Source organism: Rhodococcus antarcticus (assembly GCF_026153295.1).
In the GTDB taxonomy this organism is placed as follows: domain Bacteria; phylum Actinomycetota; class Actinomycetes; order Mycobacteriales; family Mycobacteriaceae; genus Rhodococcus_D; species Rhodococcus_D antarcticus.
This window is the reverse complement of sequence record NZ_CP110615.1, coordinates 202,362-225,675: the sequence shown is the minus strand read 5'-3', so window position 1 is coordinate 225,675 and position 23,314 is coordinate 202,362. Positions and strand designations below refer to the sequence as shown.

Below are 23,314 nucleotides of genomic sequence, written 5' to 3'. Positions count from 1 at the left end.
TTGCGCGTGCGCGTCGTCGCCCAGCCGACTCGCCGAGGAAGCGTGGCCGTCCCCCCCCGCTCCGCCGTCGGCCGGTTCCTGGTGTGGCCCAACGCACCCGCGAGCAGTACGTTGCCCGCAACGGGTCCGCCGCGCACCCAGCGCACGGCGACGGGGAATGAGGTGTGCCGTGCAGTGGTGGGGATGGCTGATCCTGGTGGTGGTGGTGATCGCGTTGGGTGTGGCCGCGGTCGCCGCCGTGCAGGCGCGCCGGCGCCGGGGCGGCGTCATCGTCGACCCCGCCGGCCCGGCCCCGACGGGGCGCACCCCGTGAGCCGGCTGATGCGCACCAGCGAGATCACCAAGCGGCCGGTGGTCACCATGGCCGGCGAGGACGTCGCGCAGGTCAAGGACGTCGTCTACGCCGCCGGGGGCGGGGCCGTCGGCGGGTTCACCCTGGCCGGGCGCGGGTTGTTCTCGGGTCCGCTGAAGCAGTCGCTGGCGTGGAGCGCGGTCACCGCGCTCGGGTCCGACGCCGTCATGATCGCCGACGAGAGCGTCCTCGAGCCCACCCAGACCCTGCTCGACGCCTCGGCCGCGTCCGGCGGCTCGGGGGGTGACGTCCTCGGTTCCCAGGTCCTCACCGACACGGGCACCGACCTCGGCACTGTGGTGGACGTCGTCCTCGAGGTGGGCGACACCCGCGGTGGGGCCTGCGACGTGGTGGGCTACGAGATCGAGGCCTCCGAGGCGCTCGGCACCAAGGGCACCAAGGTCCTCATCCCCCTGCCCGACACCCTCGCCGCCTCCGGGCAGCACCTCATGGTCCCGGCCAGCGCCAAGGACTTCGTCAGCCACGACCTCGCCGGCTTCGGCGCCTCGGTCGCCGCGTTCCGCGCCCAGCTGGAGGGACCGAAGTGACGCTGTTCTCCGAGGCCAAGGGCCGCCAGGTCGTCAGCACCTCCACCGCCGACACCGTGGGCAAGGTCCACGAGCTGGTCGTCGATCCCGCCACGCGCTCCGTGCTCGCCCTGGAGCTCAAGAAGACCGCCTCCGGCGACACCCTGCGCTACACCGACATCACCGCGTTCGGCGAGGACGCGGTGACCGTCGCCGGCGCAGACGCCATCACCGAGGCCGGCGAGGATGTCGCCGCCCTGCTTGGCAAGGACCACCACCTGATCGGCAAGCGGGTGCTGTCGTCGGCCGGCGACGACCTGGGCAAGGTCACCGACGTCGAGTTCGCCGCCGAGTCGGGCCGGGTCACGGCCCTGCACCTCGAGAGCTCCGAGGTCTCCGGGCAGCGACTGCTCGGCGTGGGGTCCTACGCCGTCGTCGTCGCCGCCGAGCAGTAGCCCGCTCCCCCGCCTCCGGTGACGAGGCGCACGGGTTCGACCTCGCCCGGCACCGCCCGCATCCCCGCCGCGCACGTAGTCGGTGACGTCAACCTCGGGGCGTGGGTCAGCCGTCAGCGTGCCGCCCAGCTCGCCGCGACGAGCTGGGTGGCGACCGGGCGCTGCAGCGCCTCCCCGGCTGGGTGTGGAACCCGGGCCGGTGACCGCTGCCGCGGCGCGCGCTCACCGCGCGAGGTAGCGCCCGGGACGGTGGTTCGTGGCGATCGTCAGGTTCAGGACCGCGACGCCGACGGCCGAGGCCAGCAGCACCCGCAGGTCCACCACGGCCAGCGAGGCGGTCAGCACGGTGAGGTCGAACGCCAGCTGCACCAGCCCGGCCCGCCAGCCGAACCGCTCCTGCAGGTAGAACGCCACCACCCCGAACCCTCCCCCGCTGCCGCGGTGGCGGAACAGCACGAGGAACCCGAGCCCCAGGCTCAGCCCGGAGAAGGAGGTGGCCAGCAGCAGCGGCATCTCGACGCTGACCGCGTGGGCCAGCGCGGAGGACAGCGCCGACGTCAGCCCCACGGCCGCGAACGTCTTGAGCGAGAACTCCCAGCCGAGCCGGCGCACCGCGAGCCAGTAGAACGGCAGGTTGAGCACGAAGAAGGCCGTGCTGACCGGCACCACACCCAGGTAGTCGAGCAGGAAGGCCACCCCGGCCACGCCGCCGGACAGACCCCCGACGGAGCGCAGCAGGACGATGCCCCAGGCCACAAGGAAGGACCCGGTGAGCAGCGCGGCCACGTCCTCCAGGCGGCCGTGGCGCAGCGTGGGCAGCTCGGCGGCCTCGGTCGTCACCGGGCCTTTCTACGCCCGGTGACGGTGATGACCGGCATCGCGCACCCTCCTCGTCGGGCGGGCAGGGGTGCGAGGGTCCACCGTGGAGCGGTGAGCGAGAACCCCGATCCCAGCACCAACCCCGACCCGTCCACCAACCCCGACCCGTCCACCACCACCGGGCTCGACGCCGGCACCGGCGTCCCCGCCGGCGACACCCCCCCGGCCGAGGCGTCCGCCACCGCGGAGTACGCGACCAGGCAAGAGCCACCCCCGGTGGGCAAGAGCCCCTGGCTGATCGGCTTCGCCATCGTGTTCGGGGTGTTCCTGCTGCTCATCGTCGTCGGCATGGTGGGCCGCGCGATCAGCGTCTTCTGACCTCCTCGGCCTCGTGCAGCAGCGTGCGGGTGCCCCGGAACTCACGCGAGAGGGCAGGGGCCCGGACGCGATCGACGTCTCGCTGAGAAACGGCTCAGGACGAGTGCCTGTACTCGCAAGTACAGGTACTGTCGTCCTCGCTCCCCGTCCACACCCCCCGGTGGACGGGGAGCGCCTCGTCCACCGGTCGCAGGAGCGTGCGACGTGGCACCGCGCCGACGTTCGGGCCACGATGGGCAGATGACCTCGACCGCACCGAGCGACATCACCGCGACCCCGGCCTGGCGGGCCCTGCTCGCCCACCACCAGAGCGTCGGCGCGCTGCACCTGCGGCAGATCTTCGCCGACGATCCCGAGCGCGGGCGCGAGCTGACCGTCGACGTGGCCGACCTGCACCTGGACTACTCCAAGCAGCGCGTCACCCGGGAGACCCTCGCCCTGCTCGTCGACCTGGCCGAGGCTGCCGGGGTGCCCGCCCACCGCGACGCCATGCTGCGCGGCGAGCACATCAACACCAGCGAGGACCGGGCCGTGCTGCACACCGCGCTGCGCCTGCCCCGGGAGGCCGAGCTCGTGGTGGACGGCCAGGACGTCGTCGCCGACGTGCACGGCGTGCTGGACCGGATGGGCGAGTTCACCGACCGGCTCCGCTCCGGCGAGTGGACCGGCGCCACGGGCGAGCGGATCACGACGGTGGTCAACATCGGCATCGGCGGGTCCGACCTGGGGCCGGTGATGGTGCACCAGGCGCTGCGGCACCACGCGGACGGACCGGACGTCCGGTTCGTGTCCAACGTGGACCCTGCCGACCTCGTCGCGACGACGGCCGGGCTCGACCCCGCGAGGACGCTGTTCGTCGTCGCCTCCAAGACCTTCGGCACGCTGGAGACGCTGACGAACGCGACGGCGGCCAAGCGGTGGCTGCTCGAGGGTCTCGGCGAGGACGGCAGCAGCGCCGACGAGAGCGCGGTGGCGAAGCACTTCGTCGCCGTGAGCACCAACGCCGAGAAGGTCTCCGCCTTCGGCATCGACACCGCCAACATGTTCGGCTTCTGGGACTGGGTGGGTGGGCGCTACTCCGTGGACTCCGCCATCGGGCTGTCCGTGATGGCTGCGATCGGCAGGGACCGCTTCGCCGAGCTGCTGGACGGGTTCCACCAGGTGGACGTGCACTTCGCGACCGCGCCGCTGGCCGAGAACGCCCCCGTCCTGCTCGGCCTGCTCGGGGTGTGGAGCTCCAGCTTCTTCGGCGCCGGCAGCAAGGCCGTGCTGCCCTACTCGAACGACCTGGGCCGCTTCGCCGCCTACCTGCAGCAGCTGACCATGGAGAGCAACGGCAAGTCCGTCCGCGCCGACGGCACCCCGGTGACCACACCGACCGGAGAGGTCTACTGGGGCGAGCCGGGCACCAACGGCCAGCACGCGTTCTACCAGCTGCTGCACCAGGGGACCCGGCTGGTGCCGGCGGACTTCCTGGGCTTCGCGGAGCCGCTGGAGGACGTGGCGACCATGGACGGCACCGGCAGCATGCACGACCTGCTGATGAGCAACTTCTTCGCCCAGACCAAGGTGCTGGCCTTCGGGAAGACCGCCGAGGAGATCGCAGCCGAGGGCACGGCGGCGGACGTGGTGGCGCACAAGGTGATGCCCGGCAACCGGCCCACCACCTCGATCCTGGCCCCGCGGCTCACCCCGTCGGTCGTCGGCCAGCTGGTGGCGCTCTACGAGCACGTGGTGTTCGTCCAGGGGACCATCTGGGGCATCGACAGCTTCGACCAGTGGGGCGTGGAGCTCGGCAAGACCCAGGCCCAGGCGCTGACGCCCGTGCTCACCGCCGAGGCGGCGCCAGCCCCGCAGGACGACTCCTCGACCGACGCCCTGGTGCGCTGGTACCGCGCCGGCCGGGGGCGCACGGTCTGAGCCACCCGACCACCCGACCACCCGACCACCCGGCCACCCGGCCACCCGGCCACCCGGCCACCCGACCACGAGGTTCCACGTGAGCGGGTACGGCCCCGCCACCCGGCCACGAGGTTCCACGTGAGCGGGTACGGGCCCCGGCACACGACCACGAGGTTCCACGTGAGCGGGCACGGCCCCGCCACCCGGCCACGAGGTTCCACGTGAGCGGGTACGGGCCCCGGCACACGACCACGGGGTTCCACGTGAGCGGGCACGGCCCCGCCACCCGGCCACGAGGTGCCACGTGAGCGGGCACGGCCCCGGCAGCGGGTGCGGGTGCGGCCCCGTGAGCGAGGCGGACCGGGGCGGGGTCAGCGGCGAGCTGGGCGGCGGGCGGCGCGGCGGCTGAGCACCCGCAGCAGTGCTCGCCAGCCCAGCAGGAACACCGCGAGCACGACGAGGGTGACGACGACGAACGAGAACGCCGTGCCCTGCCCGCTCACCACGCGCAGCACCATCCCCAGCGCCACGGTCACCAGCCACACCACGACCCCCCCGGGCCACAGCTGCAGGGGCCGCCGCCAGGCCCGCGCCACCAGCCACCCCGCCGCGAGCCCGGCCAGGAACGGCCACGCCGTGCGCGCCAGCCCCAGCAGGGCGCCCGACTCCTCGTGGCTGCGCCGACCGATGAGCACGAACACCACCACCAGCGCCACGTCGAACGCCAGCGCCCGAACCCAGACCCGGTTCACAACCACCCCTTCCGCCGGAACCCCAGGTACAGCCCGCCCGCGATGGCCACGATGAGCACGACGCTGACGATCAGCCCCGACTCCTGCTGGAACCCCGGGTAGGGCACGTTCTGCCCGAAGAAGCCCGTCACCGCCGTGGGGATCGCGATGATCGCGGCCCAGCTGGTGAGCTTCTTCATCACCTCGTTGAGCCGGTTGCCCTGCATGGTCAGGTTCGTCTCCAGCACGGTGGAGACCAGGTCGCGGAGGCTCTCCGTCCACTCGCTGACCCGGAGCACGTGGTCGTAGACGTCCTGGTAGTACGGCACCATCGCGTCGTCGAGCACGTGCATGTCACGGCGCAGCAGGCTGTTGAGCACCTCGCGCATGGGCAGCACCACCCGGCGCAGCTGCACCAGGGACTTGCGCAGCGCGAAGCTGCGGCGCTGGACCTCCTTGGACTGCGGCGCGTCGTCGAAGAGCACGTCCTCCAGCTCCTCGATGCTGTCGTCGAGCACCTCCACCGCCGCGAAGTGCCCATCCACCACGTGGTCGAGCAGCCCGTGCAGCAGCCAGGACACCCCGTGCACCGCCTGGTCGGCGGTCTGGTCCCAGCGCTCGACGAGGGCGTCGAGGTGCATCCGGTCGTCCTTGCGGACCGTGATGAGGGCCCGCTTGGTGACGAACGCCGCGACCTCGCTCGTGCTCAGCTCACCGGTCCCGGTGTCCAGCCGCACGGCGTAGGCGTTGAGGAACAGGTGGCTGTCGTAGTGGTCGAGCTTGGGGCGCTGCCGATCGTCGACCGCGTCCTCCACCGCCAGGGGGTGCAGCCCGAACTCCTCCGAGAGCACGGCCAGGTCGTCCGAGCCCGGGTCGAGCAGGTCCAGCCAGACCGTGGTGCCGTCCTCGGCGAGGTGCCGGGCGATGTCCTGCACCGGGAAGCCCTCGGTGACCAGCTCGCCGTCCCGGTAGAGCCGGGTGCGGGCCTCGCACGTGGTCGGCGTGCGGGTGCAGAGCGCCTGGGCCGCGGTCACAGCTGGACGCCGCGGGTGAGCGCCCCGTCGACGACGAGGTGCGCCCCGGTGGTGAAGCTCGATCGCGGGCTGGCCAGGAACACCACCGCGTCCGCGATCTCCTGCGGCGTGGCCATCCGTCCGGTGGGGTTGAGGGCGAGCGCGGTGTCGTAGAGCGCGGTGTTGTCGCGCTGGATGGACTCCCAGACCCCACCGGGGAAGAACGTGTTGCCCGGGGAGACCGTGTTGGCCCGCACCCCCTGCCCGGCGAGCTCGAGGGCCAGGCCCTGCGTGTAGTGCACGAGCGCGGCCTTCATCACCCCGTAGGAGCCGGAGGCGAAGTCGATCTCGCGGCCGGAGACGCTGGAGACGGTGACCACCGAGCCGACCCCGCTGGCCAGCAGGTGCTCGCGCGCCGCCTCCACCAGGCGCACCGCCCCCAGCAGGTCCACCTCGAAGCTGCTGCGCCAGTTGGCCTCCCCCGGTCCGATGGCCAGGGCGCTGACGTTGCTGACGACGATGTCGAGGCCACCGAGCTCCTCGGCCGCCGCCGCCACCCACGCCGCCAGCCCGTCGGCGTCCGCCACGTCGAGCACGGTGCCGTGCGCGCCCGTGGCCTGCGCCGCCTCCGCCACGCCGGCGGCGTCGCGGGCGCAGAAGGCCACCCGGGCGCCCTCCGCCACGAGCGTCTCGACGACGGCGCGGCCGATGCCCTTGGTGCCGCCGGTGACCAGTGCGCGGCGTCCGGTGAGTCCGAGGTCCATGAGGTGTGCCTTTCTCGGGGAGCGGGGAGCTAGAGGGTGGCGGCGAGCGAGCGCAGGTGGCGGTGCAGCCCGCCGTAGGCCTGCGCGGCCGGCAGCAGACCCTTGGGCGCCTGCACCACGGCGGAGAAGTTGGCGTCCACCACGTTGGCGATCGGCGCCCTGGTGATCTGGCTGAGCAGCTGGTAGGCGTCCAGGCGGTGCAGCCCGTACAGCTCGGTGAACCAGACCACGAGCTCGCGCTGGGCGATCCGCCACGCGTCCTCGAGCGGGCGCGAGCTGCCGATGACGCTCCAGTGCTCGTCGTCCTCCAGTCGCGGCCACGCCGGGGCCGGGGCGTCGCCGGCCTTGACCAGGTCCACGATCAGCGTCGAGTCCATCGCGCCCTCGACGGCGGTCCCGCAGGCCTCGCCCTCACCCTGCCGGTAGTGCCCGTCGCCGATGCTGAACAACGCCCCGGGGACGTTCACCCGCAGGTAGAGCGTAGCGCCGGCCTTCATCTCCGGGGTGTCCATGTTGCCGCCGAAGCTGTCCGGCACCAGCGCCGTGCGCACCTCGCCCGACGGCGGGGCCACCCCCACCGTGCCCAGCATGGGCTCCAGCGGCAGCGCCACCTGCAGGTCGCTGAACCGGGCGTCGAAGGTGACGGTGCGCGCGGCCCGGTCCAGGGCGTAGATCCACGTGGTGTCGGCCAGCGGGTCCTGCAGGAACGCGGTGCGGTCGGTGCTGGTCAGCCCGCCGAAGAACGGCATGACCGCCGAGGCGCCCCAGTCCCGGGCCGGCTGCAGGTCCACCACGTGGAGGGCGAGGGTGTCCCCGGGCTCGGCGCCCTCGACGAAGAACGGCCCCGTCTGCGGGTTCACGTGGGCGAGGTCGACCCGCTCGGAGGAGACGTGGTCGGGTGAGCTGAGCGTCCCGCCGAAGGCGTCGTCGCTCCACAGCCGCAGCACGCTGCCCGGCCGCACCGTGCGCACGGGCTCCACTCCGCCGAACGTCCAGGCGTACTGCTCGCGGGTGGGGGTGAACTCGGTGACGTCCATGGTGCGATCGTGCCCGTCCGACGGGGTGGTTGCCAGGGCTGCCCCGCCACGCCACGCTCGCAGGTGCGGGTGCCCACCGGCTCCGCACCGCCACCGAGGTCGGAGGTCCACCGTGGGTGCACTGGAGAACAAGCTCGACAAGGCGTACGAGGGCAAGCCCGTGGAGGAGCTCGCCCAGGCCCCGGTCGCCGCGCTGCAGGGCGTCAGCGACGCCATGGCCGCCAAGCTGACCGACGCGCTGGGCGTGAAGACGATCGGCGACCTGGGGACGAACAAGTACTTCCTCTGGGCGCAGTCGATCGCCAAGCTGGCCGAGTAGCTAGGGCGGGCGCGCCAGGCGCAGCTCGCCGACACCGGGGTGCGGGACCGCCCGCTCCCCGGTGTCGACGAACCCGGCCCGCGCGGAGAAGGCCCGGGCGCCGGCGTTGGCCTCGACGACCCACAGCGTCAGCCGGGCGGCACCTTCCGGCGCCGAGCGCTGCCGGGTCCACTCAGCGGGCGGAGCCGAAGACCAGACCGCGCAGGGCGAAGAACTTGACGATCCCGATGAGCCCGGTGACGACCAGGACCAGGCCCACCTCGAACGACCACGGAGCGCCCGGCACCACCGAGTTGGCGGCCGCGAGAGCCAGGGTGGTCGCGACGAGCGCCACCGCGGCGAGACCGCCGCTCTCCGTCTGCGCGGGCAGCCACGCCTTGCGGCCGGCTGCGTGGAAGGTGAGCCGGCGGTGCATCTCGTTGGCCACGACGGTGCTGAGGATCATGCCCGCGGCGTTCGCCCCCACGTCCCCCACGGCGTCGAGCAGCACGAAGACCAGGGCGTAGAGCGCGGAGGTGACGCCCCCGACGAAGGCGTAGCGGATGAACTGGCTCGTGGAGGAGTCACCGAGGAGCAGGTCGCGCCCCCGGCACCAGTGGGCGTGCGCACCCTCGGCGAGCTCGGCACCGGACCGCACGAGGGCGGTGGTGTCGAGCGGGGCGGGGTGCGTGGTCACGCTGTCTCCATCGTCGGGTTGCCGTTCGGGGAACGGTGGTTGCGATCTGCACCATCTTCGCGTGCAACACCCGTGGGGGTTCGATGTTCCCGCTGTGACGTTGCTGGCAGTCCTGGGACGTCGCCGGCCGCACGGGCGATCAGTGTCCTCGGGCAACCATCTTGCACGACGGGACGTCACCTCGCGACAGGGTTCGCTGCGGCCCCCCGCGAGGGCACGCAGACTCACCCGGTGGACCCCGCCTTCCCGCCCGGCTTCTTCGACCGCGCCGACCCCGCTCCGGACGACGAGTTCTACCTCCCGCTGCGCCTGGTGACCCACATCGACGCCGCCGCCACCGCCGCCGTGACCGCCCTCTACGCCGAGCTGGGCATCGGGGCGGGCTCGCGCGTGCTCGACCTGATGTCGTCCTGGGTCTCGCACCTGCCGCAGGCGCCGGCCGAGCTCGTCGCCCTGGGCATGAACGGGGCCGAGCTCGACGCCAACCCGGTGGCCACGGAGCGCGTGGTGCACGACCTCAACGTGGATCCCGTCCTGCCCTTCGCCGACGCCCGCTTCGACGCCGTGACGTGCTCCGTGTCAGTGGACTACCTGGTGCGTCCGGTGCAGGTGCTCGCCGAGGCCGCGCGGGTGCTGGTGCCCGGTGGACCGGTGGCGCTGACGTTCAGCAACCGCTGCTTCCCCACGAAGGCGGTGCGCGGCTGGCTGGCCACCGACGACGCCGGGCGCTGCGCCGTCGTGGCCTCGTACCTGCGCGCGGCCGGCGGCTTCACCGAGCCCGAGGTGTCGCTGCGGACCCCGCCCGGTCGGGGTGACCCGCTGTTCGCGGTGGTGGCACGGAAGGCGTGAGGCGCCGACCGGCACCGGCCGGTCCCGGGGCTACGGTGAGACCGGAGTGGCGACGGCCACACCTCTGGAGGCCCGCGTGCGGATCGCCCTGTTCGCCACCTGCCTGGCCGACGCCATGTTCCCCGAGGCCGCCAAGGCCACCGTCCTGGTGCTCGAGCGCCTGGGTCACGAGGTGGTCTTCCCCGCCGGGCAGACCTGTTGCGGGCAGATGCACGTCAACACCGGCTACCTCGACGAGGCGCTGCCGCTGGTCCGCCGGCACGTCGAGGTGTTCGAGGACTACGAGATCGCCGTGGCGCCCTCGGGCTCCTGCGTGGGCAGCGTCCGCCACCAGCACGCCATGGTCGCGCGTCGGGCCGGCGACGCTCGTCTGGCGGAGCGGGCCGAGGCCGTGGCGTCGCGCACCTACGAGCTCTCCGAGCTGCTCGTGGACGTCCTCGGGGTCACCGACGTCGGCGCGCACTACCCGCACCGGGTCACCTACCACCCCACCTGCCACAGCCTGCGGATGCTGCGGGTGGGCGACAAGCCGCTGCAGCTGCTGCGGGCCGTGCGCGGGATCGACCTGGTGGAGCTGCCGCAGGCCGACGTGTGCTGCGGGTTCGGCGGCACGTTCGCGGTGAAGAACGCCGACACGTCCACCGCGATGCTCGCCGACAAGATGGCCAACATCCTGACGACGAAGGCGGAGGTGTGCACGGCCGGGGACTCCTCGTGCCTGATGCACATCGGGGGCGGGCTCAGCCGGCTGCGGACCGGGGTGCGCACGGTGCACCTCGCGGAGATCCTCGCGTCGACGGAGTCGAGCCAGGTCGGCACGCGCGTCGGCACAGCGTCGACGGAGAGCGGGCCCGACGGCACGCGGGTCGGCACAGCGTCCGTGGCCTCCGACGCCTCGGGCACCGCCGCGACCACCGTGGCGGTGAGCTCGTGAGCGGTCGTCGGTCCAGCCCGGTCCCGCTAGGCATGCCCGTGCACGCCCCCGCCGGGGTGGGCCACCTCCGCGGCACGCAGTCCTTCCCCGACGCCGCCCGCGGGGCGCTGGCCGACACCCAGCTGCGCCGCAACCTCGGCGGGGCCACCGCCACCATCCGGGCCAAGCGGCAGGCCGTGGTCGACGAGGTGGACGACTGGGAGCAGCTGCGCGAGGCGGGCAGCGCGCTCAAGGCCGACGTGATGGCCCGGCTGCCCGAGCTGCTGGTGCAGCTGGAGGAGAACGTCACCGCCCGGGGCGGGGTGGTCCACTGGGCCCGCGACGCCGCCGAGGCCAACCGGCTCGTCGTCGACCTGGTGCGGGCCACCGGGGTGGACGAGGTGGTCAAGGTCAAGTCGATGGCCACCCAGGAGATCGGCCTCAACGAGGCGCTGGAGGCCGCGGGGATCGCCGCCTGGGAGACCGACCTGGCCGAGCTCATCGTCCAGCTCGGCCACGACACCCCCAGCCACATCCTCGTCCCGGCCATCCACCGCAACCGCGCCGAGATCCGGGAGATCTTCCTGCGCGAGATGCCGGACGTGGACCCGGACCTGACCGACGAGCCCCGGGTGCTGGCGATGGCCGCCCGCGCACACCTGCGCCGGGTGTTCCTGCGCGCGAAGGTCGGCATCAGCGGCGCCAACTTCGCGGTGGCGGACACGGGCACCCTGAGCGTGGTCGAGTCCGAGGGCAACGGCCGCATGTGCCTGACGCTGCCCGAGACCCTGATCACCGTCATGGGCATCGAGAAGCTGGTGCCGACGTGGCAGGACCTCGAGGTGTTCCTGCAGCTGCTGCCGCGCTCCTCCACCGGCGAGCGGATGAACCCCTACACGTCCACGTGGACGGGCGTGACCCCCGGCGACGGGCCGCAGACCGTGCACCTGGTGCTCATCGACAACGGGCGCACCGCCGTGCTGGCCGACGAGGTGGGCCGCTCCGCGCTGCACTGCATCCGCTGCTCGGCCTGCCTCAACGTGTGCCCGGTCTACGAGCGGGCGGGCGGGCACGCCTACGGCTCGGTCTACCCGGGACCGATCGGGGCCGTGCTCACCCCGTTGATGACCGGCACCACCGGGCACGACGACCCCAACGCGTCCCTGCCCTACGCCTCGAGCCTGTGCGGCGCGTGCTTCGACGCCTGCCCGGTGCGGATCAACATCCCCGAGCTGCTGGTGCACCTGCGGGCCAAGGGAGTGGACGCCGAGCGGGGCGGGATCCCCAGCGGCCAGGACCTGGCCATGAAGGCCGCGGGCTGGGCGATGGGCTCACCGGGCAAGTTCGCCCTGGCGGAGCGGGCGGCCGGTCTCAGCCGCGTGCTCGGCCGGGGCAGCTCGTTGCCGTGGCCCGCCTCGATGTGGACCGGGGCCCGCGACCTGCCCGCGCCGCCGACGGAGACGTTCCGCCAGTGGTGGGCCCGGGAGCGCGGGTGAACGCCCGCGAGGAGGTGCTGGCCCGGGTGCGGGCCGCCCTCGACGGGTCGACCCCGCCGCCGCCGGTCCCCCGGGACTACGCCACCACCGGCACCCACCCCGACGTGGTGGGGCTGTTCGCCGAGCGGGTCGACGACTACCGGGCCCAGGTGCACCGGGTGGCCGCCCGGGACGTCCCGGCCACGATCGCCGGGCTCGTGGGCGACGGACGGGTCGTGGTGCCGGCCGGCCTCGCCCCGCCCTGGGTGCCGCGCGGGATCGTCGACACCGGGTTCACCGCGCTCGAGCTCGACGAGTTCGACGCGGTGGTCACCGGCTGCCGGGTGGGCATCGCCGTCACCGGCACCATCGTGCTCGACGGGGCGGCGGACCAGGGGCGGCGGGCCCTCACCCTGGTCCCGGACCACCACGTGTGCGTGGTGCGGGCCGACCAGGTGGTGGAGACCGTTCCGCAGGCGCTGCACCGTCTCGACCCCACCCGGGTGCTGACGTTCATCAGCGGGCCCAGCGCCACCAGCGACATCGAGCTGCAGCGCGTCGAGGGCGTGCACGGGCCCCGCCGGCTGGACGTGCTGATCGTCGGCTGAGGGTGCGACCGGCTCAGTAGGCGTGGTCCTCGACGTCGACGTAGCCGCCCTGGTCCTCGTGGCCGGGCCCCCGGTCGGAGCCCCCAGCCGGCCCGGCGGCGGTGGAGGAGGAGGAGCTCGCGCCGGGCGCCGCCGTGGGCCGCTCGGGGGCGACACCGACCCGCTTGCGCAGCGCGGCGTCCGAGCTCGAGCCGGCGTACCCGCGCGCGAGCAGCCAGTCGTGCACCGCGTCGTGGTCGGGGTGGGTGGGCCGGACCGTGTTGTAGACGTAGTTCAGCCCGCGCCGCGCGGCCTCGACCTCCAGCCGGGCGAGCACGAAGGTGCCCACCCCGGCGGAGCGGGACCCGGGTGCGACGGCCAGCAGCACCTCCGCCTCGCCCCATCCGACGTCCATCCAGCCGAACCCGAGCACGGTGCCGTCGGTGTCCTGCGCCGACCACCAGTCACCGGGCAGCGCGGTGCCCGGCGCGTGGTGGATGTCGAACACCCCGGGGGCCGCCCCGCCGACGACACGCACCACGTCCCCGGCCCAGGTGGGGTCGGCCTCGGCGACCCAGCGCAGCTCGCCCGGCTCCGGCGCCGCCGTGGGTGCGCTGTCGCACCGGGCCCGGCCGGCGTCGGTGAGCACCCGGTCCGGACCGTCGGTGGTCAACAGGCCCTGCCCGTAGAGCTCGGCGAGCGCTGCCCGCGGCAGACCGGCGGCGCGCGCCGCCTGGTGCACCTCGAGCTTGTGCAGCCGCCCGCCGGCGGCGGCCACCGCCTGGAGCACGGCACGCACCGGGTCCGCCGCGGGGGTGGTCCCGGGACCCTGCTCCACGCCCTGCCAGGTGCGCCGCGGGTGCCGTCGCAGGTACTCCTGCTCCAGGGCCAGCATCCGCTCGGTGTGGTGGGCCAGCTGCTCCGCCGTGCCGTGCAGGAACACCCAGTTCCGGGTGGCGTGGGCCTGGGCGCCCTGCGCCTCGAGATCGGCGTCGGTCAGGTCGGTGGTGGGCGGGGCGGGGCGGGTGCTCACGAGCGCTCCCGGACCAGGGGGCCGTCGACCCCGATCACCCCGGTCTTCCGAGCGCCACCGGGGGCGCCGAGCGGTCCGTCGCGGCCGGGCAGGGGAAGGGTGAAGAAGGCGGTGTTGTCGGCGATGTGGGCCTGCTCCCCGTCGGGCACGTGCCGGTCGGCGGTGATGGCCTCCACGGGGCAGACCGGTTCGCACGCCCCGCAGTCGATGCACTCCCGGGGGTTCACGTAGAGCTTGGTGGCGCCCTCGTAGATGCAGTCGACGGGACACTCGTCCACGCAGCTGCGGTCCATCACGTCGACGCAGGCCTCGGCGATCACGTAGGGCACGGTTCGGGTCTCCAGTTCTCGGTTCGGACTAGCTGCTGAGCTGGGCGGAGGCGGGCACGCCCGAGGGCTCCTCAGGCTCGGAGACCTGCTCCAGCGGCACCCCGGCGAAGCCTTCCCGGACCTTGAAGCGCTGGACCTTGCCGGTGGCCGTCTTGGGCAGCTCGTCGACGAAGACCACGGCGCGCGGCCGCTTGAACGAGGCCAGGCCGTCGCGGCACCAGGCCACCAGCTCCTCCGCGGTGACCGTGGCCCCGGCGGCCGAGCGGACGACGCAGGCCACCGGCTTGTCCAGCCCGGCCGCGTCGGCCACCCCCACGACGGCGGCCTCGGAGACGCCGTCGTGCTCGAGCAGGCGGCCCTCCACCTCGGCCGGGGAGACCCAGATGCCGCCCGCCTTGAGCAGGTCGTTGGAGCGGCCCAGGCAGACGTAGTAACCGTCGGCGTCCTGGCTGTAGGTGTCCCCGGTGCGCATCCACTCACCCTGGAACACCGCGCGGGTGGCCTCGGTGCGCCGCCAGTAGCCCACCGCGAGGGACTCCCCGCGGACGTAGAGGTCACCGGGCTCACCCGGCGGGACGGGGTGGCCGTCACCGTCGCGCAGCTCCACCTCGTAGCCGGGCACGGCCTTGCCGGTGGTGCCGGGACGGATGTCGTCGGGGTGGTTGGAGAGGAACACGTGCAGGGCCTCGGTGGCCCCGATGCCGTCGAGGACGGGGAACCCGTAGGCGTCGGTGACCCGCCGCTGCAGCACGACCGGCAGGGACTCCCCCGCGCTGGTGGCGAGCCGGACGGAGGCGAAGGTGTCCGACGGCAGCTCGGCGGCGACGAGGGCGGCGTAGAACGTGGGTGGTCCGAAGAACAGCGTCGGTCGGTCGGCGGCCATCCGCTCCAGCACCACCGCGGGGCTCGGGCGCCGCGGCTCGAGCACGGCCGAGGCGCCCACGGCCAGGGGGAAGAACAGGGTGTTGCCGATCCCGTAGGCGAAGAACAGCTTGGCGACGGAGAAGCACACGTCGTCGGCGGTGATGCCCAGGGTGTGCGCGCCGTAGGTCTCGCAGACGTGCCGGATGTTGGCGTGCCGGTGCATCGCACCCTTGGGCGTCCCGGTGGTGCCGGAGGTGTAGAGCCACAGCGCCCAGGAGTCGTCGGTGGTCGCGGCCACGGTGTCGTCGGCTCCGCTGCCGTTCTCCAGCAGCCCCGACCAGCTCCACGTACGCACCTGCTCGGGGGCCGCCACCTGTCCACCCACGAGGACGAGGTGCTCCAGCTCGTCGGCCGCCGCGACCGCCACGGTCACGGCACCGACGAACTCCTCGGTGGCGACCACCACCCTCGCCCCGCAGTCCACGACGACCGACGCCAGCTCCGCGCCCCCGAGCATGGTCGAGACCGGGACCGCCACGAGCCCGGCCCGGAACGCCCCGAGGACGGCGGCCACCATCTCCACGCCGTCGCTCATGACCAGGACCACCCGGTCGTCGGTGTGCAGGCCGAGGCTGCGCAGCCCCGCGGTGGTGCGCTCGACCAGGCTCAGCAGCTCGCCGTAGGTGACCGGGCCGGCGGGGCCGTGCAGGGCCACCCGGCCGGCGTCGCCGAGGGAGGTGCGGCGGTCGAGCAGGTACTGCCCGGCGTTGAACGGGGCCGGTACCGGGGCCACGGCTCAGACCCGCTTCACGTCGAAGTCCGCACGCTGCCCGGTGCCGAACCGACGCAGCGCCCCCTCCTCCCCGGAGGCGTTGGGCCGCAAGAAGATCCAGTTCTGCCACGCCGTCAGTCGGCCGAACACCTTGGTCTCCACGGTCTCCGGACCGACGAAGCGGTGGTTGGCCTCCATGCCGGTGAGCGCGTCGGGGCTCAGCGAGGCCCGCTCCTCGAGCACGATGCGCAGCTCGTCGGCGAAGTCGATGTCGTCCAGGGCCAGGGTGACCAGGCCCAGGGAGTCCAGGGCGGCTGCGTCCAGGGGCTCGCCGAACCGGTTCCGCACGGCCTCGAGCTCGGCGTCCACACCCCAGAACCTCGAGCGGAGCCGGCTCAGCCCGTTGCCCATCGGGTAGTCCCCGTCGTTGCCGGCGGTCAGCACGACCGTGGCGGCCGAGGCCCCCTCGGTGTAGCCGGGCTCGTCCGGGTCCTCGAACACCCCGTCCAGCACGTACTGCCGGTCGCAGGCCAGGGCCAGCTCGGCGAGCACCCCGGCGTAGCAGCTGCCCGGGTCGAGCACCGCCACCAGGCTGCGGCTGGTCACGTCGAGCCGCTTGAGGGTGCGCTTGAGGTACTGCCGCACCTCGTTGACGAACCAGTCCTGCGCCAGCTCGGCCAGCTGCGCGTCGTGGGCGAGCACGGGCCCCACCTCGCCCCGGGTCCGGAACACCCAGGTGCCCAGGTCCTGGTGGTTGGTGCGCAGCCGCAGCACCAGGTCGTCGAGCTCGCGGGCCAGCGCCAGCGGCCAGTAGTCCACCCCCTGGGCCAGCACCCCGGCGGCGTCCGCGGGAGGTGCGGCGTCCGGACCGTGCACGGTGATCTCCACCCGCCGGGCGGCGGCGTCGAGCTCGGCGCGCACGTGCGGGTAGCTGATCGCGGTGTCGGTCTCGGTGCGCTCCAGCGGGGTGAGGGTGACGCCGGTGGCGTTGGACGGGCGCGCCGACCGGGCGGCCGCGGCGTGCGCGCGGGCGGCCACGGTCTCGGCGAACCGGGCCCGCGGGACGCTCTCGTCGACCAGGCGCCAGGCCACGGCCGTCGCCCCGCGGATGCCCTCGCTCTTGGTGGCGAACACGTCGGCCCGGTCCTTGCGGACGAAGCGCTTGTCCACCACGCGGGTGAGCCCACCGGTACCTGGGAGCACGCCCAGCAGCGGGACCTCCGGCAGGGAGACGGTGGAGGAGCCGTCGTCGATGAGCACGATCTCCTCGCACGCCAGGGCCATCTCGTAGCCACCGCCGGCCGCGGTGCCGTTGAGCGCGGCGATCCAGGTCTGCCCGCTGTGCTCGGTGGCGTCCTCGATGCCGTTGCGGGTCTCGTTGGTGAACTTGCAGAAGTTCACCTTCCAGGCGTGGCTGGACCCGGCGAGCATGGTGATGTTCGCGCCCGCGCAGAACATCCGGTCGACACCGCTGGTCAGCACGACCGCCTTGACCCCAGGGTGCTCGAACCGCAGCCGCTGCACCACGTCGTACAGCTCGATGTCCACGCCCAGGTCGTAGGAGTTCGACTTGAGCAGGTAGCCCGGGACCAGGCCCCCGTCCGGGTCGACCACCAGCGAGACGGTGGCCACCTCACCGTCCACGGCCAGCCGCCAGTGCCGGTAGCGGCTGGGGTCGGTGTCGAAGTCGACGGTGACGCCCACCGGGACGTCCGGGGCTGGGCGGGCCTCGGTCAGCGCTGTCATGGGGCACCTCTCGAGCAGGGGGTGGTCGCGGTCACAGTCTACGAACACGTGGACATCCGTCAAGCCGCTGTAGAACGAGACTCGCACGTGGAGGTCGGGGACGGAGGCCCCACCGGCACCCACGACCCCACCGGGCATGCTGGGCCGACCCCGCACCGCCCACCGCACCGCACCGCACCGCACCCCACCGCATCGCCACCCACCGCCGTCGCCCGCACAGCAAGGAGCGCACCCGTGGCCCAGCCGGCCGACGTGTCCCCCGTGCCGAGCTCGCGCCGCCGCGAGCTCGGCTCCGACAGCGCCCGCTCGCTGCTGCTGACGGTGCTGGGCGAGTTCGTCCACCCCCGCGGCGAGCCGGTGTGGACCTCGACCCTGCTGCACGCGCTCGGACGGCTGGGCGTGGAGGAGAAGAGCGCACGGCAGGCGGTGGCCCGGGCCGCCGCCGAGGGGCTGCTGCGCTCCGAGCGGGTGGGTCGGCGGGTGCGCTGGGCCCTCACCGGGCCGGGGTCGGCCCTGCTCGCCGACGGCACGGAGCGGATCTACTCCTTCCAGCGCGAGGTCGCCCCGTGGGACGGGCGCTGGCTCGTGCTGTCGGTGGCCATCCCCGAGTCCCAGCGCCAGCTGCGCCACCGGCTGCGCACCCGGCTCACCTGGCTGGGCATGGGCTCCCCCGCACCCGGACTCTGGGTGGTGCCGGACGCCGGCCGGGCGGGAGCAGCCGCCGACGCGGTGGCCGAGGCCGGGCTGGGCGACCGCGCCTTCGCGTGGGTCGGCACCGACGCCCCCGCGCTCGGCGACCGGGCCGCCCTGCTGCGCGCCGCCTGGGACCTCGACGCGGTGGAGACGCGCTACACCACGTTCCTGGCCGCGTTCACCGACCGCCGGGCGGGCACCGACGACGAGGCGTTCGTCGCCCAGGTCCAGCTCGTGCAGGCCTGGCGCCGATTCCCGTTCCTGGACCCCGGCCTGCCCGCCGAGCTCCTCGACCACACCTGGCCCGGGCTGGACGCCGCCGCCGCGTTCCACCGCCTGCACGCCGAGTGGTCCGCGCCCGCCCAGCGCTGCTGGCAGGGCCTGGGCTGAGGCCACCCGGCGCGGTCGGGGCACTCAGGCACACTGGTGCCATGAGTGCCGCCGCCACCACCAGCGGCCCGCTGCGTCCCGTCGAGCTGGCCACCGCCGCCGTGATGGGCGGGGTGACGGTGGTCCTGGCCGTGCTCGGCGTGGTGGTGCCGGTGGCCGGGATCCTCCAGGTGCTCGCGGTCGTCCCGCTCGGCGTCGTCGCGCAGCGGCACCGGCCCCGCGCACTCGTCGCGGCCACCGTCGCCGCCGGGGTCGTGGGGTTCCTCGTGGCCGGCACCGCACCCCTGACCGTCATCGGGCTGGCCGCGCTCATCGGGGGCATCGTCGGGGAGGTCAAGCGCCGCGGCCGGGGCGCGGGCACGGCTGCCCTGGCCTTCACCGTCGCCGCCCCCGCGGTGGCCCTGCTGGTGGTGGGGCTGCTGCTGGTGTTCTCCTCGCTGCGTGACCTGACGCTGCAGACCATCCGCAACTCCGTCCGGGGCGTCACCGGGATCATCGGGAACATCCCCGGCACGAGCGGGGCCACGAGCCGGGTCGACGCCGTCACCGACACGCTGGTCGAGAACTGGTGGTGGACGGTCGGCGGCGCCGTGGTGCTCTCCGTCGTCCTCACCGGCGTCATCGCGTGGGGCGCGCTCGGGGCCGTGCTCGAGCGCCTGGACCGGCTGCCCGTCACCGACCGCCTCGACGGTGCGGACGGGGACGACCGGACCCCGGCGCCGGTGCCGGTGGCCCTGGTCGACGCCGGCTTCCGCTACCCGGGGGCCCGGCGCGACGCGCTGACCGGGGTGGACCTGGTGCTCGACCGGCCGCAGATGGTGGCCGTGCTCGGCGACAACGGGTCCGGCAAGTCGACCCTGGTGCGGTTGCTCGCCGGTCGCGCCCCCACCTCGGGGACCGTGCACCGTGGCGGTCCGGCCGGGCTGGGCCGGCTCGGCGGCACCGCCCTGATCGCCCAGCGCCCCGAGAGCCAGGTGCTCGGCGCCCGGGTGCGCGACGACGTGGTCTGGGGCCTGCCCACGAGCGCGACCGTGGACGTGGAGGGCCTGCTGGCCACTGTCGGCCTCGCCGGCACCGGTGACCGGGCCACCACCGGCCTCTCCGGCGGCCAGCTGCAGCGCCTGGCGATCGCCGCCGCGCTGGCCCGCTCGCCCCGGCTGCTGCTCTCCGACGAGTCGACGGCCATGGTGGATCCCGCCGGGCGTGCGGAGATGGTCGCGCTGCTCGCCTCGCTGCCGCGGCGCACCGGCACGACCGTGGTGCACGTCAGCCACCGCCCCGCCGACGCCGTCGCCGCCGACCGCGTGGTGGCCGTCCGCGACGGGCGGGTGCACGAGCTCGGGGGCGCCCCCGCTGCCCCCGCCCTGCCGTCGCCGCGCCGCACCGGCCGCCACCCCGGGCCCGCCCTGCTCGTGCTGCGCGGGGTCGGCCACGTCTACGACGCCCGCACCCCCTGGGCGCACCGTGCGCTGACCGGGGTGGACCTCGAGGTGGCCCGTGGGGAGGCGGTGGTGCTCGTCGGCGGCAACGGCTCCGGCAAGTCCACCCTGGCGTGGGTGCTGGGCGGGCTGCTGCGGCCGACCGAGGGCACCGCGACCCTGGACGGCCGGTCGATCACCAGCCAGGTCGGTTCGGTGGCGGTGGCGTTCCAGCACGCGCGGCTGCAGGTGCAGCGGCCCACCGTCGGTGAGGACGTGGCGGCCGCGGCGGGGCACGGCAGCGCCGCCCACCCCTCCGTCGCCCGAGCCCTGGCCACCGTGGGCCTGGACCCGGCCGTCGCCGCCCGCGGCACCGACACCCTCAGCGGCGGCCAGCTCCGCCGCGCCGCGCTGGCGGGGCTGCTCGTGACGAACCCCAGGGTCCTGGTGCTCGACGAGCCGCTGGCCGGGCTCGACGCCCCGAGCCGGGCCGGGCTGGTGGACGTCCTCGCCCGGCTGCGCGAGGAGCAGGGACTGACCCTGGTCGTCGTCTCCCACGACGTCGCCGAGATCGCTGCGATCTGTGACCGCACGGTGCTCGTCGAGCACGGCCGCACCCACGCCGAGCCCACCGGGGTGCCGCGGTGACGACCGTGCTGCGGGAGGTCCCCCGCGACACCCCCGTCCACCGGCTGTGGGCCGGCACCAAGCTCGCGGGGGTCGCCGCGCTCGGGCTGACCCTCTCCCTGGTGACGAGCTGGGCCGCCATCGGGATCATCGGCGCCGCCGTGGTGCTCACCGCGGTGCTGGCCCGGATCCCGCTCGGCGCCCTGCCCCGGCTGCGCCCCTGGTTCTGGCTGCTGCTCGTGGCGGCCGGCCTGCTGTCGGTCCCCGCCGGGGGCTCGCCGGAGCTGGCGCTCGGCGGGGTGACCGTCGGACTGGGCGCGGTGCTGCTCTACGTGCGGCTGACCGCGCTCGCCGGCGTGCTGCTGGTGGCCGCGCTGCTGGTGGGGGCCACGACGGCGCTGGGTGACGTGGCCCCGGCCGTGGCCCGCCTGGGGGCCCCGCTGCGCCTGGTGCGCGCCCCGGTCGACGAGTGGGCGGTGACGATCGCGCTGTGCGTGCGGGCGTTCCCGCTGCTCGCCGAGGACCTGCGCGTGCTCGGGGCCGCGCGTCGCCTGCGCCGTCCCGCGGGTCGTCGCAGCCTCGCCGACGTGAACGTGGAGGCCGTGGACCTCGCCGTGTCCGCGATGGCGGTGACCATGCGCCGCGCCGGCGAGCTGGGCGAGGCGATCACCGCCCGCGGTGGCACCGGCCGGCTGGTGGCCGACGCGGGCCGACCCGGGCTGCGCGACCTGGTGGCCGGGGTGCTGGTGGCCGCGGTGTGCGCCCTGGTGTTCGTCGTCGGCTGAGCCCGTCCCCCCGCCCCGTCCCCCGCCAAGTGCGGGCTTGTGGCGGTTATTCGCCCATGTATGACGACCACAAGCCCGCACTTGGCGGAAAGGGGGAGGCGTCGGGAGGGGTGGGTCAGCGAGCCGCGCGGTCGGCCAGCCGCTCGTCGACCCGCTTGGCGGCCTCGGCCATCACGGCTTCCTCGGCGTTGGTCGGCACGTCGAGCACCGCCTGCTCGTCGGCCTGCCGCCCGGTGCTCACGGTGTGGGTCTCCTCCTCGTCCGCGGCGTCGAGCTCGGCGTGCACGCTGGAGAGCACGAACGCCCCGGCCAGCACCACCACGGCCGCCAGGACGTAGGGCACGTGCACGTTGAGGTGCTCGGCGAGCTGGCCGGCCGCGAAGGGTGCGAGCCCGCCGCCGAAGAACCGGACGAAGCCGTAGGTGGCCGAGGCGACCGGGCGCGGTACCGGTGAGATCGACATGACGGCCGTGGTCACCAGCGTGTTGTTGATGCCGACGAACGCACCGGAGACGATGACGGCGACGATGACGACGGTCGGGCTGTTCGCCCAGATCCCGATCACGGCCAGCACGGCGGCCACCGCGGTCAGGTTGCCGTACAGGGTGCGCGGGGTGCCGATGCGGGCCTTCAGCCACGGGGCGACGAACACCGAGAACGAGGCGACGAGCAGGCCCCAGCCGAAGAACACGAACCCGAGCTGGATGGCGTCGAGGTGCATGAGGAACGGCGCGTAGCCGAGGATGGTGAAGAAGCCCCAGTTGTAGAGCAGCCCGGTGATGCTGGTGTTGCGCAGCGCACGGTGCCGCAGCGCCTTGAGCGGCTCGAGCACCGAGGACCGCTGGGCGGGCTTCGGCGTGGACGGCACCAGGGTGGCCGAGGCGACGAGGGCGAGGAACATGAGCACGGCCACGCCGTAGAACGGGCCGTGGAAGCTGATGTTGCCGAGCACGCCGCCCAGCAGCGGGCCGGTCGCGATCCCGACCCCCAGCGCGGTCTCGTAGAGGATGATCGCCCCGGCGAACCCACCGCTCGCGGAGCCGACGATGACGGCCAGCGACGTGGCGATGAACAGGGCGTTGCCCAGTCCCCAGCCGGCCCGGAAGCCGACGATGCCGTTGATGCTGCTGGAGGTCCCGGCCAGCGCGGCGAACACCACGATGATCGCGAGCCCCACGACCAGCGTGCGCTTGGCGCCCAGGACGCTGGAGACCCAGCCCGTGATCAGCATGGCGAAGGCGGTGACCACGAGGTAGCTGGTGAACAGCAGGGTCACCTGGCTCGGCGTCGCGTCCAGCTGCGAGGACAGCGCCGGCAGGATCGGGTCCACCAGGCCGATGCCCATGAAGGAGATCACGCAGGCGAACGCCACGGCCCACACGGCGCGGGGCTGGTGGAACGGGCTCGCGGGGGCGGGGTGGCCGGCGGCAGCGGGGGCGGTCATGCGGGGTCTCCAGACATCAGTCGTTCCAGCGCGGGCACGGCGAGCTCGAGGGCCCGCCGGTCCTGGGGGTCGAGGTGCTCCAGCCGCCGACGCAGCTCGGCGGACCGCGTGTCGCGGAACTCCGTGAGGGCGCGGCGTCCGGCGTCGGTCACCCGGACCAGCGCCACGCGGCCGTCGTCGGGGTCCGAGGTCCGCTCCACCAGGCCGGCCGTGGCGAGCCGCGTGACGAGGCCCGTCATGCCCGGCTGGCTGATCCGCTCCCGGGTCGCCAGGTCCGAGAGGCGCTGCGGCCCCAGGACGTCGAGCACGTCCAGGGTGGACAGCGACGTCGAGGACAGGCTCGAGGACGGGGCCGAGCGACGCCACCACGAGTAGTAGCGCGTGAGCGCGACGGCAGGATCGGCGGAGGGGAGCAC

Annotated in this window: 25 protein-coding genes; 13 read left to right on the top strand and 12 right to left on the bottom strand. The window is 74.0% G+C overall.

Features of this window, described 5'->3' with window-relative positions; all coding sequences use genetic code 11:
* Positions 1-169: 169 nt before the first annotated feature.
* From RHODO2019_RS01080 to RHODO2019_RS01070, 3 genes are read left to right on the top strand one after another with little or no spacing between them, the layout of a single operon-like run.
* On the top strand, positions 170-313 hold the full coding sequence (locus tag RHODO2019_RS01080; RefSeq protein ID WP_265383242.1) for a hypothetical protein: 144 nt from the start codon (positions 170-172) through the stop codon (positions 311-313).
* Positions 310-900 (top strand): PRC-barrel domain-containing protein, encoded by a 591-nt coding sequence (locus tag RHODO2019_RS01075; protein ID WP_265383241.1) that lies wholly within the window; start codon positions 310-312, stop codon positions 898-900. The genes RHODO2019_RS01080 and RHODO2019_RS01075 overlap by 4 nt, the downstream gene beginning before the upstream one ends.
* Positions 897-1,334: a PRC-barrel domain-containing protein gene (locus RHODO2019_RS01070; RefSeq protein WP_265383240.1), complete on the top strand. Its 438-nt coding sequence runs from the start codon at positions 897-899 to the stop codon at positions 1,332-1,334. Before RHODO2019_RS01075 ends, RHODO2019_RS01070 begins: the two co-directional genes overlap by 4 nt.
* A 222-nt stretch (positions 1,335-1,556) precedes the next feature.
* On the opposite strand, the gene RHODO2019_RS01065 is transcribed toward RHODO2019_RS01070, so the two are convergent.
* On the bottom strand, positions 1,557-2,174 hold the full coding sequence (locus tag RHODO2019_RS01065) for a YitT family protein (protein WP_265383239.1): 618 nt from the start codon (positions 2,172-2,174) through the stop codon (positions 1,557-1,559).
* 90 nt (positions 2,175-2,264) lie between these two features.
* Here RHODO2019_RS01065 and RHODO2019_RS01060 point away from each other — a divergent pair, with 90 nt between their 5' ends.
* Both RHODO2019_RS01060 and pgi read left to right on the top strand, forming a co-directional pair.
* Positions 2,265-2,531, top strand: a complete 267-nt coding sequence (locus RHODO2019_RS01060; RefSeq protein WP_265383238.1) for a DUF6480 family protein — start codon at positions 2,265-2,267, stop codon at positions 2,529-2,531.
* A 240-nt stretch (positions 2,532-2,771) separates the two neighbouring features.
* The gene (gene pgi, locus RHODO2019_RS01055; protein WP_265383237.1) at positions 2,772-4,451 is read left to right on the top strand and encodes a glucose-6-phosphate isomerase; all 1,680 of its coding nucleotides are present in this window, start codon (positions 2,772-2,774) and stop codon (positions 4,449-4,451) included.
* Between the two features lie 353 nt (positions 4,452-4,804).
* Here the strand turns inward: pgi and RHODO2019_RS01050 are convergent, their stop codons facing one another.
* The 4 genes from RHODO2019_RS01050 to RHODO2019_RS01035 are packed head-to-tail and all read right to left on the bottom strand — an operon-like array spanning position 4,805 to position 7,978.
* Positions 4,805-5,185, bottom strand: a complete 381-nt coding sequence (locus RHODO2019_RS01050; RefSeq protein ID WP_265383236.1) for a DUF3054 domain-containing protein — start codon at positions 5,183-5,185, stop codon at positions 4,805-4,807.
* On the bottom strand, positions 5,182-6,198 hold the full coding sequence (locus RHODO2019_RS01045) for a magnesium transporter CorA family protein (protein ID WP_265383235.1): 1,017 nt from the start codon (positions 6,196-6,198) through the stop codon (positions 5,182-5,184). The genes RHODO2019_RS01050 and RHODO2019_RS01045 overlap by 4 nt, the downstream gene beginning before the upstream one ends.
* Entirely contained in the window at positions 6,195-6,941 is a 747-nt protein-coding gene (locus tag RHODO2019_RS01040) for an SDR family NAD(P)-dependent oxidoreductase (protein ID WP_265383234.1), read from the bottom strand. Before RHODO2019_RS01040 ends, RHODO2019_RS01045 begins: the two co-directional genes overlap by 4 nt.
* Positions 6,942-6,970: 29 nt before the next feature.
* Positions 6,971-7,978 (bottom strand): acetamidase/formamidase family protein, encoded by a 1,008-nt coding sequence (locus tag RHODO2019_RS01035; RefSeq protein WP_265383233.1) that lies wholly within the window; start codon positions 7,976-7,978, stop codon positions 6,971-6,973.
* Between the two features lie 112 nt (positions 7,979-8,090).
* On the opposite strand from RHODO2019_RS01035, the gene RHODO2019_RS01030 reads away from it, so the two are divergent.
* Positions 8,091-8,297: a hypothetical protein gene (locus tag RHODO2019_RS01030; RefSeq protein WP_265383232.1), complete on the top strand. Its 207-nt coding sequence runs from the start codon at positions 8,091-8,093 to the stop codon at positions 8,295-8,297.
* Between the two features lie 172 nt (positions 8,298-8,469).
* Here RHODO2019_RS01030 and RHODO2019_RS01025 read toward each other — a convergent pair whose 3' ends face one another.
* On the bottom strand, positions 8,470-8,973 hold the full coding sequence (locus RHODO2019_RS01025) for a GtrA family protein (protein ID WP_265383231.1): 504 nt from the start codon (positions 8,971-8,973) through the stop codon (positions 8,470-8,472).
* A gap of 231 nt (positions 8,974-9,204) precedes the next feature.
* Between RHODO2019_RS01025 and RHODO2019_RS01020 the strand changes: the two genes are divergently transcribed.
* From RHODO2019_RS01020 to RHODO2019_RS01005, 4 genes are all read left to right on the top strand, one after another.
* Positions 9,205-9,822 carry a class I SAM-dependent methyltransferase gene (locus RHODO2019_RS01020; RefSeq protein ID WP_265383230.1) on the top strand — a complete coding sequence of 206 codons (618 nt, stop codon included), beginning with the start codon at positions 9,205-9,207 and terminating at the stop codon, positions 9,820-9,822.
* Positions 9,823-9,898: 76 nt separating this feature from the next.
* A complete protein-coding gene (locus RHODO2019_RS01015) occupies positions 9,899-10,756 on the top strand; it encodes a (Fe-S)-binding protein (protein ID WP_265383229.1) in 858 nt (285 codons plus the stop codon).
* A gap of 32 nt (positions 10,757-10,788) precedes the next feature.
* Positions 10,789-12,231, top strand: a complete 1,443-nt coding sequence (locus RHODO2019_RS01010; protein ID WP_265384875.1) for a LutB/LldF family L-lactate oxidation iron-sulfur protein — start codon at positions 10,789-10,791, stop codon at positions 12,229-12,231.
* Positions 12,228-12,818, top strand: a complete 591-nt coding sequence (locus tag RHODO2019_RS01005) for a LutC/YkgG family protein (protein WP_265383228.1) — start codon at positions 12,228-12,230, stop codon at positions 12,816-12,818. The genes RHODO2019_RS01010 and RHODO2019_RS01005 overlap by 4 nt, the downstream gene beginning before the upstream one ends.
* Before the next feature lie 13 nt (positions 12,819-12,831).
* Here RHODO2019_RS01005 and RHODO2019_RS01000 read toward each other — a convergent pair whose 3' ends face one another.
* From RHODO2019_RS01000 to boxC, 4 genes are read right to left on the bottom strand one after another with little or no spacing between them, the layout of a single operon-like run.
* Positions 12,832-13,830: a DUF6158 family protein gene (locus RHODO2019_RS01000; protein ID WP_265383227.1), complete on the bottom strand. Its 999-nt coding sequence runs from the start codon at positions 13,828-13,830 to the stop codon at positions 12,832-12,834.
* Positions 13,827-14,159 carry a ferredoxin gene (gene fdxA / locus RHODO2019_RS00995; RefSeq protein WP_265383226.1) on the bottom strand — a complete coding sequence of 111 codons (333 nt, stop codon included), beginning with the start codon at positions 14,157-14,159 and terminating at the stop codon, positions 13,827-13,829. The genes RHODO2019_RS01000 and fdxA overlap by 4 nt, the downstream gene beginning before the upstream one ends.
* Positions 14,160-14,187: 28 nt before the next feature.
* A complete protein-coding gene (locus RHODO2019_RS00990; protein ID WP_265383225.1) occupies positions 14,188-15,816 on the bottom strand; it encodes a benzoate-CoA ligase family protein in 1,629 nt (542 codons plus the stop codon).
* A gap of 3 nt (positions 15,817-15,819) precedes the next feature.
* A complete protein-coding gene (gene boxC, locus RHODO2019_RS00985) occupies positions 15,820-17,541 on the bottom strand; it encodes a 2,3-epoxybenzoyl-CoA dihydrolase (RefSeq protein WP_265383224.1) in 1,722 nt (573 codons plus the stop codon).
* Positions 17,542-17,775: 234 nt separating this feature from the next.
* Between boxC and RHODO2019_RS00980 the strand changes: the two genes are divergently transcribed.
* The 3 genes from RHODO2019_RS00980 to RHODO2019_RS00970 are packed head-to-tail and all read left to right on the top strand — an operon-like array spanning position 17,776 to position 21,454.
* Positions 17,776-18,624, top strand: a complete 849-nt coding sequence (locus RHODO2019_RS00980) for a PaaX family transcriptional regulator (RefSeq protein WP_265383223.1) — start codon at positions 17,776-17,778, stop codon at positions 18,622-18,624.
* Positions 18,625-18,665: 41 nt separating this feature from the next.
* The gene (locus tag RHODO2019_RS00975; protein WP_265383222.1) at positions 18,666-20,690 is read left to right on the top strand and encodes an ABC transporter ATP-binding protein; all 2,025 of its coding nucleotides are present in this window, start codon (positions 18,666-18,668) and stop codon (positions 20,688-20,690) included.
* Entirely contained in the window at positions 20,687-21,454 is a 768-nt protein-coding gene (locus RHODO2019_RS00970) for an energy-coupling factor transporter transmembrane component T family protein (protein ID WP_265383221.1), read from the top strand. Before RHODO2019_RS00975 ends, RHODO2019_RS00970 begins: the two co-directional genes overlap by 4 nt.
* A gap of 115 nt (positions 21,455-21,569) precedes the next feature.
* Here the strand turns inward: RHODO2019_RS00970 and RHODO2019_RS00965 are convergent, their stop codons facing one another.
* Positions 21,570-22,898: an MFS transporter gene (locus tag RHODO2019_RS00965; RefSeq protein ID WP_265383220.1), complete on the bottom strand. Its 1,329-nt coding sequence runs from the start codon at positions 22,896-22,898 to the stop codon at positions 21,570-21,572.
* Complete coding sequence (locus RHODO2019_RS00960) at positions 22,895-23,314, bottom strand: MarR family winged helix-turn-helix transcriptional regulator (RefSeq protein WP_290428889.1); 420 nt, start codon at positions 23,312-23,314, stop codon at positions 22,895-22,897. Before RHODO2019_RS00960 ends, RHODO2019_RS00965 begins: the two co-directional genes overlap by 4 nt.